Genomic DNA, 18832 nt, shown 5'->3' on the forward strand with positions numbered 1-18832 from the left:
TTTATAATTGTTTTAGTAATGCCTCTCCCCACTCAGACAGGGCTAGCAAGGTAATAGTTCGGCCAGAGCCATTGAAGTCTATGTTAATCTGCAAATCCGCTGGAGCCAAGTTGTCTGCCCCTTTTTCCGGCCATTCTATCAGGCACAGGCAGTCTGGCTCGAAATAATCCCGGATACCGATGAATTCAAGCTCTTCTGGATCGGCCAGCCGGTACAGATCGAAATGGAATATCCGCCATTTACCCACCTCATAAGGCTCCACCAGGGTATAAGTGGGACTCTTGACGCGTCCTGCATATCCCAGGGCTTGAATGAAACTGCGACAGAAGCTGGTCTTGCCTGCCCCCAGATCGCCATGCAGATAAATGACAGTGGCCTGGTGGCAAGCCCCGGCCAGTTGTCTGGCCAACTCGGCGGTAGCCTGTTCATTTTCCAGTTCAAAAGACTTCTTCATTCAGTGATTAACCAGTCGACGGATAAAGGGCAACAAATCGCTTGCGATCATACCACGTTCTCCGCCATCTTCAGCGGCCATATCGCCGGCTGCCCCGTGCAGACAGGCCGCCCTGAGCACTGCATGGCCGGTGTCCATGCCCTGGGCCAGCAATCCGGCAATCACTCCGGTGAGCAGGTCGCCGGTGCCGGGGCTGGCCATGCCGGGGTTGCCGTCACAAATGACATAGCGTTCCTGATTGGCCGACACCAGACTACCTGCGCCTTTGAGAATGAGACTGGCGCTGTATAGTTGCACCATTCTGTCCAGCGCTTTGTATCTGTCCTGCTCAATTTCAGCGGCGGACAGACCCAGCAGTCTGCCGGCTTCCGCCGGATGGGGAGTTAATACTGTATTGCCCGGCAGTTTCTTGTTCTTGCTGGCAGCCACCAGATTCAGGGCATCGGCATCCAACACCATGGGTTTGTGGTGCTGCTGTTGGTAAGACAACAAAGCATTGAGCCACTCCTGGGCCCAGGGATCCTGACCCAGCCCCGGGCCGATGGCAAAGCAACTCGCCCAGTCAAACAGTTGCTGTGGGTTTTCTTCCGGATCGGCCAGCATCAGTTCGGGACATCCCTGCACAACCACGTTCTGGCTCTGCGGATGGCACAATACTTTGACCAGCCCCGCGCCGGTGCGAAGGGCCGCTTCGGCACATAAGCGCATGGAGCCCGGCATGCCCTGATTGCCCCCGATACAGAGTAACCGGCCAAACATGCCTTTATGGCTGTTGGCCGGTCTGGGTGGCAGCGGCGGGAGATCTTCCAGACGGATTAAACTGGCAAAAGGCGCCGCCAGCTTGTCAAAGGTTGCGCCAATCCCCAATCTGGCCAGTGACAGCTTACCTGTATACTGCCTGCCCCGGCCCGTTACCAGCCCCGGCTTGATGGCGACCAGCGTTACCGTGCGCGTGGCCTGCACGGCGGTCCCGCCAGGACTGCCGGTATCGGCATTGAGGCCCGAGGGTACATCGATACTCAGAATAGCGGATTCCACTTCCTGCAGCTTGTCGATGACTTCCCGGTAGGGACTGCGAACCTCTCCTTGAATGCCGGTCCCCAGCATGGCATCGACCACCAAATCATAGCCATGCAGGGGATGCGGCCATCGGTGATTCTGACCGCCGTTATCCAACCAGCGCTGACAGGCCGCCCGGGTATCTTCGCTGAACTTTGCCTGTTCGCCAATTTCCACCAGGGTGACCTCAATGCCTGCCTGCCTGGCCAGCCTGGCCAGCACAAAGCCGTCCCCGCCGTTATTGCCATGACCAACCAATACCAGCAATCTTCTGGCCTGGGGAAAGTGCAGTTGGAGTTCATCGAATACCCCCAGGCCAGCCCTTTCCATCAGCTCATACAGACTGATACCTGCTATCTGTGCTGCCACAGGCTCGGTGGCCTTCACCTGCTCCGTGCTGAAAACTTTCTGTGCTATGCTGGGCATCATCTTCAGGGTAGTAAACGTATTCAATGGCCGATCCCTCCGACAGTGAACTCAGGCGCTTATCTGAAAGTATCAAGAGCTGGGGAAAATCGCTAGGTTTCCAACAGGTGGGGATCTGCGATGTGGATCTTACACGTCATGAGGACCACCTCAGGCGATGGCTGGACAAGCAGATGAACGGCGAAATGCGTTATATGTCCGAGCACGGCATGAAGCGCGCCCGTCCTGCCGAGTTGGTACCCGGGACCTTGCGTGTGATCAGTGTCAGGATGGACTATCTGCCACCGGACGCCAGCTTTGCCCGGGATCTTAACAATCCGGCTACCGGCTATATCAGTCGCTATGCCTTGGGTCGTGACTACCATAAACTGATGCGCCAGCGCCTCAAGCAATTGGGTGAAAAGATTCGCCAGGCTACCGCTGAATTGAGTTACCGGCCCTTTGTGGACTCGGCGCCGGTCCTGGAACATGCGCTGGCAGAGAAAGCCGGAATCGGCTGGACCGGCAAGCACTCCCTGACATTGAGTAAGGAAGCCGGCTCCTGGTTTTTTCTTGGCGAGTTGTTTATCGATCTTCCCCTGCCGGTGGATGAGCCCATTGAAGAAGGCTGCGGTAGTTGCACGGCCTGCCTGACCATTTGCCCGACCAATGCCATCGTTGAACCCTATATAGTGGACGCCAGACGCTGTATTTCTTATCTGACCATCGAGCTAAAAGGCGCCATTCCCGAGGAATTTCGCCCTTTGCTGGGCAACCGTATCTACGGCTGCGATGATTGTCAGCTTATCTGCCCCTGGAACCGTTATGCCAGTATCACCGCTGAAGGGGACTTCCATCCCCGTCAGCAGCTAAAGGGCAGGCAATTGCTTGAGTTATTCAACTGGGATGAGCAGACTTTTCTCAAGCAAACCGAAGGTTCGGCAATACGCCGTATCGGCCACGAGCGCTGGCTGCGAAACATTGCTGTCGCGCTGGGCAATGCACCATACTCAGAAGCGGTGGTTCAGGCACTGGAAGCGAAGAAGGCACAAGTTAGCGACATGGTGCTGGAGCATATTGACTGGGCACTGAGCCAGCAGGCAGAAAAAGCCGTGACCGGGCCTGACCGGCTGACCAGCAGGTTGATTCGAAGTATCGAGAAAGGGCTGCCCAGGGATGCCTGAGCAGTTGCTTAGGGAGCTTTTAGCCAACTGGCCCACTCAGGTCTCGTGATACTGCCGGCTGTAGCTATGCACCGCCTCAACAAAGACTTTGGCGTTTTCGGGCGGCACATCAGGGTGAATGCCATGTCCCAGATTAAAGACGTGCCCCGACCCTTGACCAAAACCTGCCAGAATCTGCTGCACCTCCTCTTCGATGCGCGCCGGTGGCGCATAGAGCATGGACGGATCCATATTGCCTTGCAGGGCAACCTTGTCGCCGACTCTGGCCCTGGCTTCCTCAATATTGATGGTCCAGTCCAGACCCACGGCGTCACAACCCGTTGCGGCGATGGCCTCCAGCCACATTCCCCCGTTTTTGGTGAACAGGGTAACAGGTACCCGGCGGCCTTCATTGTCGCGGGTCAGGCCGTCCACTATCTTATGCATGTACTGAAGGGAGAAGTCTTGATAGTCGCGGGGAGAGAGCACGCCTCCCCAGGTATCAAAAATCATCACCGACTGCGCACCTGCAGCTATTTGGGCATTCAGGTACAGGGTTACGGAATCGGCCAGTTTATCCAGCAGCAGATGCAGGGTTCCGGGCTCGGAAAATGCCATCTTCTTGATAATGTTGAAACTCTTGGTAGAGCCGCCTTCGACCATATAGGTGGCGAGTGTCCAGGGACTGCCTGAAAAACCGATCAGTGGCACCTGACCCGTCAGGTTCTTGCGAATGGTGCGCACGGCATCCATCACATAACCCAGTTCATCTTCAGGATCCGGAACCGACAAGGCTTTAATCGCACTCTCAGTGCGCAGCGGCCGCTCAAATTTCGGGCCTTCGCCGCTTTCAAAATATAACCCCAGGCCCATAGCGTCGGGTATGGTCAGAATATCGGAAAACAGAATGGCCGCATCCAGCTCGAAGCGACGCAAGGGCTGCAGAGTCACTTCGCAGGCCAGTTCAGGGTTTTTACATAAGGACATAAAGTCGCCGGCCTCGGCGCGAATGGCACGATATTCAGGCAGGTAGCGACCCGCCTGACGCATCATCCATACTGGTGTCATATCCACGGGTTGTTTCAACAGGGCGCGTAAATACCTGTCATTTTTAAGGGCCTGCATGCGCATTCTCGTTAAAGCAGAAAGTGCGCGCATTCTACCAGCCGGATTCGGCTAAATACAGAATAGGGAGTGGGAATTGCCCTGTAGGCCAGAATTGGCGCGGAGATGAGTGCTTGTTATGTCATTCATCCCGTTTGAGGTATGAAAGCTTGCACAGTTTGCAAAAAGTCTGCTATAAAACCACTGCGCTAGTGAAATCCAAATAAAAGAAGCCCGGCATACGGGACCTCCACGCTAAAAATATTTAAGCCTTACCTTTCGGGGTAAGGCTTTTTTATTTCCGTTTTGCCTTGATATCCAGGCGGACAAAAACCGGTGAATGAGCTGATACCAAGCTGCCAGTCTGGAGGGGTGAGGCTAAAAAGCATTCACTCTGCGTTGCTCCCAACTTGTTTAGATGACTAAACGGCGTTATTGGCGCCTTGATTGAATAGCTTTTTTGCTCTCAACAGAGGCCAAATTGAAAGACAAGCACGCCCTAAGTTGGCTACCGGGTGACGGCCTTGCGTAATTTCGAAGGAGTTTCACCGAACAGGTTGTGGAATTGTTTGCTGAAATAACTGGGATCGGAGAATCCGCACTGATAGGCGACGTCGGCGATGGCCAGGCGGCTTTCCAACAACATCTTCCTGCCGTTTTCCAGGCGGGTTTCGTTGATGAACTGTTTAGGGGTCTTGGCCAGGTGTTTCTTAAATCGTCGCTCCAGGGCGCTGACGGACAGATGGGCCAGATCGGCCAGTTTCTCGATGCTGATCTTCTTGTTGAAATGCTCCCGTATATATTGGACGGGGGCGTCCACCGCATGCACATTGGAGAGGGTTTTTGAGGTTTTCTCCAGATGCCGGGTCATGCCGTAGGTGCCGATGATCCGGCCCTGCTCGTCTGTCAGTACCCGTTTGGACGTCGAGAACCAGCCCAGTTCGCCGGAGGCAGTGTGATTTAGTTCCAGCCTGTCGGTCACCTGATGTCCTTCCAGGACCCGTTTGTCGTCGGTCACAAACTGATGGGCCAGATGGTGGGGCGAGAAGTCGAAATCGGTTTTATGCAGTACCTGCTCCAGAAACCTGTATCCCAGATGTTTAACAAATTCCTGATTGCCATAGATGATCCGGCTCTGGGTATCCTTGACCCAGAAGAGGATGTCTGGGAGCAGGTCAAACGCCGCAATTATCTTTTTTACGCCCGCCTCTTCCAAGATGTTATATGCCGCCACAACTAGAGTATGAACCTGATATCCGATGTCTGTGGCGGGAATATAAACGCCGAATTTATTGCATTGTCAACCGAATTTCTTCTACCACCCGGCCAAGTTTTGCCCCTATTCTGTTTACAGCTTATTAACGAAATGCCTGAAGGCCTGGAAAAGTCAGGTCTGTGCTGATCAATAATAAAAATGGCTGCAACCCTTCATAATTTAAGGAGTAAGGGACGGATGTTTACAAGGCTGAGTCTCCCGGTATTGCTGCTGACTGTCTCCCTGTCCGTGGGCGTGTATGGCGCAGATAGCCGGTTGAGCGCCGAAGAAAGGACCGCCGGCTGGACGCCGCTCTTCGACGGCAAGAACCTTTCCCGATGGCGCAATTACCAGAGCCAAACTCTAAACCCCAATTGGATCGTGGAAGACGGCGCTATGCTGCTGAGCGGTAAAGGGGGAGGCGACCTCATCACCCGGGAGAGCTTCGGGGATTTCGAACTGCAGTTGGAATGGAAAATATCGGAAGGGGGCAACAGCGGGATCTTCTTCCTGGCAGATGAGACAGGCACTGCTATCTATGCCCATGCGCCGGAAGTACAGATTCTGGACAATGAAAGGCATTCTGACAACCAGATCGACTCACATTTATCGGGGTCGCTGTACGATATGATTGCTTCCCCCCAATCCTCGCACAAGCCAGCCGGCGAATGGAATCATACCACCATAAGATTGCAGAATAACCATCTGCAGATTTGGCAGAATGGGGTGGTGACCGCCAGTATCGTAATCGGCAGCAGTACCTGGAAGGTGCTGGTGGCAAACAGCAAGTTCGCCGATTGGAAAGGGTTTGCGAAGAACAAACGGGGCCATATAGGTCTGCAGGATCATGGTGACCCTGTGTGGTTCAGGAACATTAAGATTAGGGAGCTCTGACAATGCCGGCTTTCAGGCATGAGGTATTGGTGGTGGGTTCCGGAGCTGGCGGGGCGATGGCCGCTTATACCCTGGCTAAGGCGGGACACAAGGTTCTGATGTTGGAAGCTGGCCGTGATTATGACCCCAAGACCGAAACCCCCATGTTCCAGACCAATGGCGAAGCGCCATTGATGGGTGCTTCGACCCGGGACAAGAATTTCGGTTTCTACGATGCCACGGTGGACGGCGGTTGGCAGGTACCGCACGAACCCTATACCACCGCCAGTAACTCTGAATTTCTCTGGTGGCGGGCCCGCATGCTGGGTGGCCGTACCAATCACTGGGGGCGCTATTCATTGCGTTTCAGTGAGCATGATTTTAAAGGCAAGAGCCGTGACGGTCTGGGCGCAGACTGGCCTTTTGAGTATCAGGACATTGCGCCCTGGTATGACAAGACCGAAGAACTGGTGGGAGTTTGCGGCACCAATACCGGCCTGGACGATATGCCGCCTTCCCCCGAGGGCATCTTGCAACCCCCGCCACAACCCAGGATCCCTGAATTGCTGGTGGCGGCTGCAGCGAAGAAACACGGGATTCCCGTGGCGCCCATGCACAGGGCAGTGCTGACCCGGCCCAAAGATGATCGGGCCGCCTGCTTCTATGCCACCCCCTGTGGACGTGGCTGCTCTATAGGCGCGGCATTTCAGACCACTACCTCGCTGATCCCTATGGCCAGGGCTACTGGTAATCTGCAGGTGATTACCCAGGCCATGGTGAAGTCGGTGGATGTGGACGATAACGGCAGGGTAGTGGGTGTGACCTACGTGGACAAGCACTCCGTAGAGGAGCACAAACTGACGGCCCGTGTTGTTATCCTGGCCGCCAGTGCCTGCGAATCAGCCCGCATCCTGCTGAACTCCAAGAGTCGTAAGTTTCCCAAGGGGCTGGCTAACTCCAGTGGCCAGGTCGGCAGAAACCTGATGGACTCCACCGGTGCTTATCTGGGAGCCCTGATCCCGGCCCTGAAGGGGCGTCCCAGGTACAATGAGGACGGCCATACGGCCAATCACCTGTTTATCCCCTGGTGGGGACATAAGATGCAGGAAAAAGGAGATCTGGACTTTCCCCGCGGCTATCACTTCGAGATCAGCAACGGCTTCAGCCAACCCGGTGCCTGGGTGGGGGGGAATCTGCAAGGCTATGGACCGGCACTTAAGCAGGACGTCAGGGATCATTATGGGGCCTATGTTGGCTTTGCACTGCGGGGAGAAATGTTGCCCAACCCCGGTGCTTATATGGAGATTGACGACAAGGTGCAGGATAAGTGGGGGATTCCGGTGCCAAAGTTCCATTTCAGATGGTCCGAAAATGAGCTAAGGCAGGTTGAACATGGCCTGAAAACGGCCAGACTGCTGCTGGAAACCATGGGCGCGACAGTGGGGGATGTGCCCGCAGCCGAAAAGGCTATCTCCAAAGGCGGTGAAATCATCCATGAAGTGGGCACCACCCGGATGGGAAGTTCAGCGTCGGATTCTGTTACCAACCAGTGGGGGCAGACCTGGGACTGTGACAACCTGTTTGTCATGGATGGCGGGGTGTTCGCCTCCAATCCTCACAAAAACTGCACCCTGACTATTATGACGCTGACCATGCGCAACGCCACCTGGTTGGCCGGCCAACTGGACAAAGGGATGCTCTGAGATGACGGAACAACAGCATTCGCACCATTATCAGTCGGGCATGACCCGGCGTGAATCTCTCAAATGGCTCGGCCTGCTGGTTGCCAGTTCAACCGTCAGTATGGTCAGTGGATGCGGCGACTGGACCCATACCGCCCAAAGTGGCGCCGGCCACTGGCCTGATTTGAAGTTGGCGCCGATCACTGCAAGGGGCTATGGTCAGGATCCGAATCTGCTGATACCGCCTGAATCGCCTTGGCCAAAAACCCTGACGGCGGCACAACTGGAACTGGTAGCCATACTTTCAGACATTATCGTGCCTCGCGAGGGTTCAGTTCCCAGTGCGTCACAGGTGCATGTGCCTGATGTGATTGATGAGTGGGTCAGTGCACCCTATTCGGTTCAGCAGCAGGATCGCGTCACCCTGTTGCATGCTCTGGCCTGGATAGATGACGAGGCGACACTTCGCTTCAACGCCAACTTCGCTGCCCTTGACCCGCAGCAGCAACTGGCCATTGTGGATGATATCGCCTACGACAACGAGCACACTGCCGAACCCTTCAGGCAGATTGCCGGTGCATTCGGGCGGTTGCGCAGTCTGGTATTGGCGGCGTTTTTCTGCTCCCCGGTAGGAACCCGGGATATCGGCTATATGGGAAACGTGCCCATCGCCGGTGATTACCCCGGCCCGAGTGACGAGGCCCGGGCTCATCTGGAAGAGGTGCTGGCGGATCTGGGGTTATCAGACTGTGCATACAGCGGCTGAGGGGCGGTCGACATGCTCCGGTAGCAGGGATGTCGCTGGCCAGATCAGCCCTCAATCAATTGGCGGGTGGCCTCAATCAATTGCCCGCTAATGGAAAAAGCAGGTGGGATTAAAGGTAGCTCGTCCATACTGAACCAATGGGCCTCGATGATTTCCTCGCCATCCACTTTGATTTCGCCGTCGGCATAATCGGCCAGGAAACCCACCATGAGCTGGTGGGGAAAGGGCCAGGGCTGACTGCGAAAATAACGCAGGTTTTTAACTTCAATGCCGGCCTCTTCCATCACTTCCCGGTGGACGGCCTGTTCCAGGCTCTCGCCACTTTCCACAAACCCTGCGAGGGTGGAAAACATGCCGCTTTTATGGTGTCTTCCCTGTGCCAGCAGTATCTGCTTGTCCTTGCGAATGGCTGTAATAATACAGGGTGAGATACGCGGATAGCAGCGATGACCGCATCCATGACAGAGCATGGCCAGCTCCCAGTCCACCAGATGCATACTGCGCCCACACTGACCACAGTATCTGTGTGTACGCAGAAAGTGAGCCAGCTGCCAGCCCCTGGCAATCAGCTGATAGGCGTCTGAGGACTGGGTCATCAGGGTGGCGCGCAGCCCAACCAGCTCCGTCCGGGGGCTGCCGGGTGACTCACTGCCCAGGTCCAGTAAATAACAATTGTGCTGGCGATACTCGCCGATCTTGATGATTTCCCCCGCATAGGCCGCAGCAAAGTCCAGGGCGGACCAGTGGCACTTCAGCAGGCCGGGTTCTTCACCCAACTGGACCACCTTGTCCTGGTGAAGGATTAGCCAGTAAGCCAGTTCGTCTGCGGAGGGGGTGAGTTTCATAAGAGTATCCAACAACCAATATTTCTCTAGTCCGGCTAGTGTACCTATTAGAAAAGCGCTTCGACAGCCAAAGCCCCTGAGAGGCACGAAATTACTTCCTCAACCGACCAGATGAGCCCGGGCAATGGGTTATGCTGTCCCTGTGTGGGCAATTTGATATACTGGCGCTTATCCGCAGGCATACAGGACAGGCTGGAGCAGGAGAGTAATCTGATGCTGAGAAAAATCGAACAAGCAGAACAGAAGTGGGGCGGCTCCCACAGCGCCATAGACAACTGGTTGAATGCCCGCAAACAACTGTTGGTCGAGTATTGCCGGCTGGCCGGTTTACCTCCTTTTGAAGGGGACAAACAGGCCCTGCCCACCAAGAATTCCATTGAGGCCTTCTGTGAATTGCTGATGGACTATGTGTCAGCCGGACACTTCGAGTTCTATGATCAGATAGTCAATGGCAGTGCCGCTAACGGTTGTGCCCTGGCGGACGAAATCTATCCGCAGATTTCCGGCACTACGGATGAAGCCCTGAGCTTTAACGATCATTATGCCGAAATCGAGGAAGAGCAGGATTTGACGGGATTCGATCGCCATCTTTCCCAACTGGGCCAGGCTATGGAAGAACGTTTCGAGCTGGAAGACAAGCTGATCAACAATCTGTATCAGCGACATCTTTAACCGGAAGCAAACTCCTGAATTGAAAAAGGCGCCAATCGGCGCCTTTTTACTTTAGCTCTTCTGCCGTCGCATGGCGTCGAAGAATTCGTTGTTGGTTTTGGTCATGGACAGCTTGTCGATGAGGAACTCCATCGCATCGATTTCCGACATTTCATGCACAATCTTACGCAGGATCCACATCTTCTGCAGCTCATCCTGGGTCGTCAGCAACTCTTCGCGGCGGGTACCGGAACGGTTGTAATCGATGGCCGGGAACACGCGTTTCTCGGCAATCTTGCGGTTCAGGTGCAGCTCCATGTTACCGGTGCCCTTGAACTCTTCATAGATGACTTCATCCATCTTGGAGCCGGTATCAATCAATGCGGTGGCGATAATGGTCAGACTGCCGCCCTCTTCCACGTTACGGGCTGCGCCAAAGAAGCGTTTGGGTTTGTGCAGGGCATTGGCATCCACACCACCGGTCAGTACTTTGCCGGAGGACGGGATCACCGTATTGTAGGCACGGGCCAGACGGGTGATAGAGTCAAGCAGGATAACCACGTCCTTCTTGTGTTCCACCAGGCGCTTGGCCTTTTCGATCACCATCTCGGCAACCTGGACGTGTCGGCTGGCAGGCTCGTCGAAGGTTGAAGCGATGACCTCTCCTTGGACCAGACGCTGCATCTCGGTCACTTCTTCTGGACGCTCGTCAATCAACAGCACCATCAGTACACATTCAGGATGGTTGGCGGCGATGCTCTGGGCGATATTCTGCAACAGAAGTGTCTTACCCGCCTTGGGTGGCGCTACGATCAGGCCACGCTGACCGCGACCAATGGGTGCGGCCAAATCCAGCACCCGCGCAGTAATATCTTCGGTACTGCCATTGCCCCGCTCCATGCGCAGACGCTCTTTTGCGTGCAGCGGAGTGAGGTTTTCAAACAGAATCTTGTTGCGGGAATTTTCCGGGCGGTCGAAGTTGACTTCACTGATCTTCAGGAGGGCAAAATAGCGTTCGCTGTCTTTTGGCGGTCGGATTTTTCCTGAAATCGAATCCCCGGTGCGCAGATTGAAGCGGCGAATCTGGCTGGGGGAGACATAAATATCATCGGGCCCGGCCAGATAAGAAGAATCGGCCGAGCGCAGAAAGCCGAAACCGTCCTGCAATATCTCCAGCACCCCATCACCGAATATGTCTTCGCCACTTTTGGCGTGGGCTTTGAGGATGGAAAAGATGATGTCTTGTTTTCGAGCCCGGGCCATGTTTTCCAGGCCCATTTGTTCTGCCAGCTCTACCAGCTCGCTGACGGGTTTATTTTTGAGTTCCGTTAGGTTCATATCGGTGGGTCTTAATGATTGAAAAAGCTCTTTAATGCAAGTGTGTTAGGACTAAAAAAGAGTCTAAACGTCAGATTGCGTCGGAGTGACGCGGGGATTGTGTTCTGCGCTCCATGCGCTATCCGCTACGAGAGCCAGTTGAGGCTTTGCAAAAGCTTGATTTACAGCGCTTTGCGGTCGAAACGACAATGTTTCACATGAAGAACAAAATCTAAGTTAGCACCAAAAATGAACAGCGTCTAGTTATCTTTCGTCGCCTTTTGCGCCTAATTGATTGTATTGACGGGAAAGTGGGGCGAGGGGCCCGACAAAAGCCGGGCTGCGGTCAATCAGATATTCTCTTTAAGGAATTCTGTCAGCTGAGTTTTGGACAGGGCGCCCACCTTGGTGGCTGCCACATTACCGCCCTTGAACAGCAGCAGGGTCGGAATGCCGCGAATACCGTATTTTGGCGGTGTTTCAGTATTTTGGTCGACATTCAGCTTGCCAACTGTTAACTTGCCTTCGAATTCGCCAGCGACTTCATCTAGAATCGGCGCGATCATTTTGCATGGGCCACACCACTCTGCCCAGAAGTCAACCAGCACAGGACCTTCGGCATTGATTACATCTGCCTCAAAACTGTCGTCAGATAACTGGATAATTTTGTCGCTCATTCTTTTCTCCAAACTTTGGCTGCCTCGGCAAAAAGGCCGGGCAGGCGATAGTGGCTATTTATATAGAAACTGTTTTTTAATGCAAGCACTGATAAGCTATAAGCTATGCAAACGACTCATTTAACTGATACGCATTTTTCAGACCTGCCGATGCATGCGGACGTCATTAAGGCTCTCTCCGCAGCCAACTTCCAACATTGTACCCCCATCCAGGCCCTGAGCCTTCCGCATCTGTTGGAAGGCAAGGACGTGGCAGGACAGGCGCAGACCGGAACCGGTAAAACCATCGCTTTTCTCGCGGCGACCTTCCACTACCTGCTCAGCAATCCGCAGGCAGAGAAAAAGCAGCCGCGCGCCATTATCATGGCTCCCACCAGGGAACTGGCGGTGCAGATCCACAATGATGCTGAATTGCTCAGCAAGCACACGGGCCTGTCCCTTGGACTGATTTATGGGGGCGAAGGCTACCAGAGTCAACGGGAAGTGCTGGAAAAAGGCGTGGATATCATTATTGGTACCACAGGCCGCATCATCGACTATTACAAGCAGGGCATATTCAGTCTGGCCAACATTCAGGTGTCAGTACTGGATGAGGCAGACCGGATGTTCGACCTTGGTTTTATCAAGGACATACGTTATCTGTTCCGCCGGATGCCGACCCCCAGTGAGCGTCTGAGCATGCTGTTCTCCGCCACCTTGTCTATGCGGGTACAGGAACTGGCTTACGAGCATATGAACAATCCCGTCCATGTGCAGGTGGAACCGCAGCAAAGAACGGCCAGCCGGGTCCAGGAGGAGCTGTTCTATCCGTCCAATGAGGACAAGATGCTGCTGTTGCTGACTCTGCTGGAGGAAGAATGGCCGGAGAAGGCCATCGTCTTTGCCAACACCAAACACAGCTGCGAGAACATTTTTGACTGGCTGCAGGCCGACGGCCACCGGGTTGGCCTGCTCAGTGGCGATGTGCCGCAGAAGAAACGTTTGCAGATCATGGAAAGTTTCAGCAAGGGCAAGACCGATGTGCTGGTGGCCACCGATGTGGCGGCCAGGGGCCTGCATATAGAGAAAGTCACCCACGTATTCAACTATGATCTGCCCGACGATGCCGAGGATTATGTACACCGTATCGGCCGTACAGGTCGTGCCGGCAAGAGCGGCCATGCCATCAGTTTCGCCTGCGAGAAGTATGCCTTGAACCTGCCGGCCATTGAAGACTATATCCGGCATTCCATTCCGGTGACCGACTATGATCCTTCGGCATTACTGGATGACGTGAAGCCGCCCCGGCATCAATATAAAAAACGCATGCAAAGTGGTAAAAACCTGAGTAAAGGTAAGCCCAGGGGCCGAAGCCAACGTAATCGATGAACAAAGAGTCCGTGTCAGCCAGTCTGCAGCCCCAGCAGTATTACGCGGCCGTGGATCTGGGATCCAACAGCTTTCACTTGGTGATAGTGCGGGTCAGTCACGGCTGTGTTCACATTGTCGGCAAGGTCAAACAAAAAGTCCGCCTGGCAGCCGGTCTGGATCAGAATCTGGATCTGGACGAACTGTCCATGGAGCGCGGTTGGAAATGCCTGGAAACCTTTGCCGAACGCCTGCAAGACATTCCTCCGGGCAATATCCGTGCGGTGGCCACCGCAACCTTAAGACTGGCACGCAATGCCGGAACCTTTCTGGTTAAAGCCGAGAAAATCCTGCGCCATCCCATCAGCGTTATCAGTGGTGAAGAGGAAGCCCGTCAGATTTATCTGGGGGTAGCCTATACCTCGGCCAACCAGGGTAACAGCCTGGTCATCGATATAGGCGGTGCCAGCACCGAGATCATCCTGGGCAAGGATTTCACACCCAGGCAGTTGGTCAGTCTGGATTTGGGGTGTGTGACCTTTATGGAGCGTTACTTCCAGGGCGGCGAGCTTAGCCAGGCCAATTTTGACAAGGCGATGGCTGCGGCCACCCAACTGATTGCCCCGGTTGCAAAGAATTTTACCCGCTTTCAGTGGCGTCAGTGCCTGGGAGCCTCCGGCACGCCGCAGGCCGTGACCGAGATACTGGTCGCTCAGGGCATCAACGATTCCATCCGCCTGGATTATCTGAAAGATATGATCGGCCAGTGCGTGGCCTGCGCTCATCTGGACAGCCTGGATATACATGGTCTGTCCGATGCCAGGCGCCAGGTATTTCCAAGCGGTCTGGCGATACTGACGGTATTGTTCGAGCAACTGGGCATAGAACAAATGCAGATATCTGGGGGAGCCCTCAGAGAAGGCTTGATTTATGGCATGCTGGAGAACATCCACCACAATGACGTGCGTCAGCAGACCCTGGATTCCCTGATCAATCGTTTTCATATTGAGGAAGAGCAATCCCAGCGGGTGGCCGAAGTGGCCCTGCACCTTTTTCATCAGTTGCCAAAATCTGCGGTGGCTTGCCAGATGGACGCAGAAGGGATCTTACTGGCCGCCGCCAAATTGCATGAAATCGGCCTGCATATTGATTTCAAACTCAGTCATCAGCATGGCAGCTACATCCTCGGCCATGTGAATATGGGGGGTTATACCAAATTGCAGCGTGAGGCCATCCGTGACCTGGTCCACTGCCATCGACAGGACATTGAGCTTGACCGTTTCGAAGGATATCAGCAGGAAGTGGGCTCTCTGTTAAGGCTGTTGTGCCGCATATTGCGCCTCGCTGTGGTGTTGTCCATCCGCCGCCGCGATAATCTCATACCGGATATCGCTCTTAAACTGAACGAAGAGGAAATCACCCTCACCTTCCCCACTGGCTGGCTGAAGGCTCACCCCCTGCTGGATGCGGAGCTTGCCAACGAACGCTGGTTGCACCACAAGGTGGGTTGGGGGCTGGTTATTCAGTGATATGAGACGAGTAACCAGTGGCAGGTTACTCGTACATTGTCACTGGTTACTTCCCAAGTATTTCTGCTGCCTGCTTGGCGAAATAGGTCAGGATACCGTCGGCACCGGCCCGTTTGAAGGCCAGCAAAGATTCCAGGATTACCGGCTCTTCAGCCAGCCAGCCGTTGGCAAAGGCGGCCTTGTGCATGGCGTATTCGCCGCTGACCTGATAAGCAAAGGTAGGCACGCCGAATTCCTGCTTGCAGCGCTGCACCACGTCCAGGTAAGGCATGCCGGGTTTGACCATCACCATATCGGCACCTTCATCAATATCCAGGGCGATCTCCCGCAAGGCTTCGTCCGTGTTGGCGGGATCCATCTGATAACTCAGCTTGTTGCCGCCCTTGATATTGGCTGCCGAACCCACTGCATCGCGAAATGGACCGTAATAACTGGAAGCATACTTGGCCGAATACGCCATAATGCAGGTGTTCACATGGCCCTGCCGTTCAAGGGCCTCACGGATCAGGCCGATTCGCCCGTCCATCATATCTGAAGGGGCGACGATATCGGCGCCCGCCTCGGCATGGGACAAGGCCTGCTTAACCAGTACCTCACAAGTCTCGTCATTGCTGATATAGCCCGACTCGTCCATCAGACCGTCCTGGCCGTGGGAGGTGAAGGGATCCAGGGCCACATCTGAAATAACCCCCAACTCTGGTACAAACTCCTTGAGGGCCCGGATGGCTTTTTGCGCCAGACCTTCGGGATTGAACGCCTCGCTGGCACAGTCGGACTTGAGCTCAGCCGGGGTAACGGGAAACAGGGCAACGGCCGGAATACCCAATCTGAGCAGTTCCTCAGCCTCCCTGATCAGCAGGTCGATGGACATGCGGTCTATACCGGGCATGGAGGCGACTGATTCCGTGCGATTCTTGCCCTCCAGCACGAACATGGGATAGATGAGATCGGCGACCTGCAACGTCGACTCCGCTACCAGGCGACGGGTAAAGGGCTTTTTTCTCAGCCTGCGCGGGCGATACAGTGGATAGGCAGACATTAGGCGACTCCTGACTCTTTGTTATAGGTTTGTACCTGGTTTCGGCCGCCTGCCTTGGCACGGTACAGGGCTTGGTCGGCCTGCTCCAGCAACTCATTGTCGTCCACGTCCATGTGCACGGCTCCGGTGGAAAACCCGACGCTGATGGTGAGGCTGACCGGTCCGGCAGGGGTGTGTACCTGCAGTGCGCCGATATCCTGACGTATGGCCTCCAGCAGAACGGCTGCCCCCTCGGCGTCGGTATTGGGTAACAACAGGGCGAACTCCTCACCCCCATAGCGGCATACGTCATCGGCGGGACGACGCAAGTGCAGACGGATCTGGTTGGCCACGGCCCGGATGCACTCATCCCCCACCAAATGACCCAGCCGGTCATTGATGCTCTTGAAATGGTCGATATCCAGCATAGCGACGGTCAGCAGGGTCTGCTCTCGGCGGCTACGACGGACTTCTGCGACGTACTTCTTGTCGAAATAGCGCCGGTTGCGGATCCCCGTCAGGGCGTCCAGCGTATTGCGCTCTTCCAGCTCACGATTACTCTGGGACAATTCCCGCAGGGTAATTTCCAGTTCCAGGGTGCGCTCCTGAACCTTGTACTCCAGGTCATCCTGGGCTTGTTGCTGGGCCTCACGTAACTGCCGTTCCTTGTGCAACATGCGCTCCTGGGCTTCAAACAGATCCTGCCGCTGCTGGTTGTAACTGATGGCCAGCACCAGCGCCAACAGCACAGTTTCCACGGTGGCGCCAAACATCAGCAGGTAATGGGAGCGTATATCCAGATCCAAAAGGTTCAGGTTCTCCAGGCTCGCAATCAGGGCACTGGAAAGTAATGCGACCCAGGCCAGGGTATACAGACGTGCCACCACGACCCCCTTGCTCCACAGCCAGAAGCCGATGCCGCAGATAAAGAATATGGCGATGATAAGGACAATGAGGAAAACCTTGATGGTCAGCCAGTAGGGCAGCAGCAGCCCCAGCAGCAGGATCATCAGAAACAGCCCGGCCACCATCAGTAAGCCCCTGTCCAGTGCCATACTGAAGCGCCTGACCGGCAACAGCTCACGACTGAAGATGGCGGCGAACAGCATGGTGGCGCTGGCGAACAGCACCACACTGCGACCCTGCAGCCAGATGTTTTCCGGCCACAGGTATTTGTAGGCCAGTCCGTGCAGGGTCAGCAGGGTGAGTCCCAGGCAGAATACATAACCACAGTAAACCAGGAAGTTGACTGCCCGGGTGGTGAGAAAGAAAAAGAAATTGCTTAACCCCATGGCTGCCAGAAAGCCGAAGAAGATGCCCATCATCAGGCTGTGCTCTCCGCTGTAGACCAAATAATGCTCGGCCTGCCAGAGGTTGATGGGGAGTTTGAGGGATCCTGAGCTCTGGGCGCGGATAAGCAGGTCCACCGGGCCGGGAGACTGGGGTACCGGGAACAGGAACTTTTCACTCCTGATGGTCCTGGCCCGGAAAGGTAAGCTGTCTCCCGTGGCATATTCGCTGAGCAGCCCCTGATCGTCGAAAAACCAGACTTCCAGGTTATCCAGCAGGGCATAGTCAATTTCCAGCAGCCACTTCTCCCGGCTGTCCAGTCTGGGCAACTGGTAGCGGAACCAGTAAGGGACTTTCTGCATGCCGTAGGAGAGCAGATCGCTCTGTTCCGTCTGCCAGTGCAGGCTCGAATTGTCCAGCATGTCCTGAACCTGCATGCGGGAGGTGGCATCAGGCAGAAATTCCACTCCGCGGCTGATACGCTGCTGTGGCTGAGTGCCGCTGACGGCCAGCAGCATTTGCACGGCCAGATAAGTGCCCAACATCAAGGCCAGGGCGCCACATAGCCACAGCCAATGGTGCCTGACCTGTGAAGCGCTAAGTCTGGTCATGGGCCTGGTGACCTGGTTTGAAGAGGCGGCAGGCATTGTCATAGCTGTGCTGGGCGATAGTAACCGGCTCCTGGCCGGTCAGGGCTGCCAGTTCGCTGCCGACAACGGGCAAATGACAGGGTTCGTTCCGTTCTATTCTGGGTCTGACATGTCTGGGAGCGAGGTAGGGCGCGTCGGTCTCCAGCAATAATCTGTCCAGTGGCAGATGCAGGACTGCTTCGCGCAAGGACTGGCCGCGACGATCGTCACACAACCAGCCGGTAATGCCGATATGCAGATCCAGCTCAAGATAGGCTTCCATCTGTGCCCTGTCACCGGTAAAGCAATGAGCCACTCCGCCGGTAAGTGCCGGGCGATACCGCCTGAGCAGGCGAATCTGCTCGGCGAAGGCATCCCGCTCATGCAGGAACACCGGCAACCTGAGCTCGGTTGCCAGCTCAAGCTGAGCCTCAAAAACTCGCAGCTGCTCCTCCTTTGGAGAGAAGTTGCGATTGAAATCCAGTCCACATTCGCCGATAGCCCTGACTCTGTCGGCCCCGGCAAGTTGTCTGATCCTGGTGAGGTACGCCTCACTGACCCCGGCCGCATAATGAGGATGCACACCGGCAGTGGACAAACAGTTCCACTGGTCGGCGAGCATCAGCGCCTGTTCGCTGTCCGCTTCATCGGTACCGGTGATCAGCATTTGTGCCACGCCCGCTTGCCGGGCGCGCTCCATGACCTGTTGCAGATCAGCCTGGAATCTGTTGTTGGTCAGGTTGACGCCGACATCGAACCAGGTCATGG

The 18832-nt window shown here is 55.3% G+C and carries 17 protein-coding genes; 7 read left to right on the plus strand and 10 right to left on the minus strand.

Translation table 11 applies throughout. From position 1 onward, the window contains the following. Position 1: 1 nt before the first annotated feature. Positions 2-454: a tRNA (adenosine(37)-N6)-threonylcarbamoyltransferase complex ATPase subunit type 1 TsaE gene (gene tsaE, locus J0A66_RS00615; RefSeq protein WP_206571837.1), complete on the minus strand. Its 453-nt coding sequence runs from the start codon at positions 452-454 to the stop codon at positions 2-4. Then, the gene (locus J0A66_RS00620) at positions 455-1966 is read right to left on the minus strand and encodes an NAD(P)H-hydrate dehydratase (RefSeq protein ID WP_206571838.1); all 1512 of its coding nucleotides are present in this window, start codon (positions 1964-1966) and stop codon (positions 455-457) included. Here J0A66_RS00620 and queG point away from each other — a divergent pair. After that, on the plus strand, positions 1966-3102 hold the full coding sequence (gene queG, locus J0A66_RS00625) for a tRNA epoxyqueuosine(34) reductase QueG (RefSeq protein ID WP_206571839.1): 1137 nt from the start codon (positions 1966-1968) through the stop codon (positions 3100-3102). The genes J0A66_RS00620 and queG overlap by 1 nt on opposite strands. Before the next feature lie 36 nt (positions 3103-3138). On the opposite strand, the gene hemE is transcribed toward queG, so the two are convergent. Then, the gene (hemE, locus tag J0A66_RS00630; RefSeq protein ID WP_206571840.1) at positions 3139-4206 is read right to left on the minus strand and encodes a uroporphyrinogen decarboxylase; all 1068 of its coding nucleotides are present in this window, start codon (positions 4204-4206) and stop codon (positions 3139-3141) included. Between the two features lie 487 nt (positions 4207-4693). Continuing rightward, the gene (locus J0A66_RS00635; protein ID WP_338143849.1) at positions 4694-5419 is read right to left on the minus strand and encodes an AraC family transcriptional regulator; all 726 of its coding nucleotides are present in this window, start codon (positions 5417-5419) and stop codon (positions 4694-4696) included. A gap of 219 nt (positions 5420-5638) precedes the next feature. Here J0A66_RS00635 and J0A66_RS00640 point away from each other — a divergent pair, with 219 nt between their 5' ends. The 3 genes from J0A66_RS00640 to J0A66_RS00650 are packed head-to-tail and all read left to right on the plus strand — an operon-like array spanning position 5639 to position 8761. Then, positions 5639-6334, plus strand: coding sequence for a 3-keto-disaccharide hydrolase (locus J0A66_RS00640; RefSeq protein WP_206571841.1), 696 nt, complete (start codon positions 5639-5641; stop codon positions 6332-6334). Between the two features lie 2 nt (positions 6335-6336). Beyond that, positions 6337-8016 carry a GMC family oxidoreductase gene (locus tag J0A66_RS00645; RefSeq protein ID WP_206571842.1) on the plus strand — a complete coding sequence of 560 codons (1680 nt, stop codon included), beginning with the start codon at positions 6337-6339 and terminating at the stop codon, positions 8014-8016. A gap of 1 nt (position 8017) precedes the next feature. After that, on the plus strand, positions 8018-8761 hold the full coding sequence (locus J0A66_RS00650) for a gluconate 2-dehydrogenase subunit 3 family protein (protein WP_206571843.1): 744 nt from the start codon (positions 8018-8020) through the stop codon (positions 8759-8761). Positions 8762-8805: 44 nt separating this feature from the next. On the opposite strand, the gene nudC is transcribed toward J0A66_RS00650, so the two are convergent. After that, positions 8806-9606, minus strand: a complete 801-nt coding sequence (gene nudC, locus J0A66_RS00655) for an NAD(+) diphosphatase (protein WP_206571844.1) — start codon at positions 9604-9606, stop codon at positions 8806-8808. Positions 9607-9819: 213 nt separating this feature from the next. Here nudC and rsd point away from each other — a divergent pair, with 213 nt between their 5' ends. Beyond that, the gene (gene rsd, locus J0A66_RS00660; protein WP_206571845.1) at positions 9820-10278 is read left to right on the plus strand and encodes a sigma D regulator; all 459 of its coding nucleotides are present in this window, start codon (positions 9820-9822) and stop codon (positions 10276-10278) included. Positions 10279-10329: 51 nt separating this feature from the next. On the opposite strand, the gene rho is transcribed toward rsd, so the two are convergent. Together rho and trxA are read right to left on the minus strand one after the other, a co-directional pair. Next, positions 10330-11595 carry a transcription termination factor Rho gene (rho, locus tag J0A66_RS00665; protein ID WP_206571846.1) on the minus strand — a complete coding sequence of 422 codons (1266 nt, stop codon included), beginning with the start codon at positions 11593-11595 and terminating at the stop codon, positions 10330-10332. A 329-nt stretch (positions 11596-11924) separates the two neighbouring features. Beyond that, positions 11925-12251, minus strand: a complete 327-nt coding sequence (gene trxA / locus J0A66_RS00670) for a thioredoxin TrxA (RefSeq protein WP_206571847.1) — start codon at positions 12249-12251, stop codon at positions 11925-11927. A gap of 105 nt (positions 12252-12356) precedes the next feature. Here trxA and rhlB point away from each other — a divergent pair, with 105 nt between their 5' ends. Continuing rightward, entirely contained in the window at positions 12357-13619 is a 1263-nt protein-coding gene (gene rhlB, locus J0A66_RS00675; RefSeq protein ID WP_206571848.1) for an ATP-dependent RNA helicase RhlB, read from the plus strand. Then, the gene (locus tag J0A66_RS00680) at positions 13616-15127 is read left to right on the plus strand and encodes a Ppx/GppA phosphatase family protein (RefSeq protein ID WP_206571849.1); all 1512 of its coding nucleotides are present in this window, start codon (positions 13616-13618) and stop codon (positions 15125-15127) included. Before rhlB ends, J0A66_RS00680 begins: the two co-directional genes overlap by 4 nt. A 46-nt stretch (positions 15128-15173) precedes the next feature. Here J0A66_RS00680 and hemB read toward each other — a convergent pair whose 3' ends face one another. Genes hemB through J0A66_RS00695 form a run of 3 tightly spaced genes read right to left on the minus strand, consistent with a single transcriptional unit; the run spans position 15174 to position 18830 of the window. After that, positions 15174-16166: a porphobilinogen synthase gene (gene hemB / locus J0A66_RS00685; protein ID WP_206571850.1), complete on the minus strand. Its 993-nt coding sequence runs from the start codon at positions 16164-16166 to the stop codon at positions 15174-15176. Continuing rightward, positions 16166-18046, minus strand: a complete 1881-nt coding sequence (locus J0A66_RS00690; RefSeq protein ID WP_241263931.1) for a sensor domain-containing diguanylate cyclase — start codon at positions 18044-18046, stop codon at positions 16166-16168. The genes hemB and J0A66_RS00690 overlap by 1 nt, the downstream gene beginning before the upstream one ends. Further along, on the minus strand, positions 18033-18830 hold the full coding sequence (locus tag J0A66_RS00695; RefSeq protein ID WP_206571851.1) for a TatD family hydrolase: 798 nt from the start codon (positions 18828-18830) through the stop codon (positions 18033-18035). The genes J0A66_RS00690 and J0A66_RS00695 overlap by 14 nt, the downstream gene beginning before the upstream one ends. Positions 18831-18832: the final 2 nt, after the last annotated feature.

The sequence above is a fragment of the Bowmanella dokdonensis genome, from assembly GCF_017254865.1.
GTDB lineage: Bacteria > Pseudomonadota > Gammaproteobacteria > Enterobacterales > Alteromonadaceae > Bowmanella > Bowmanella dokdonensis.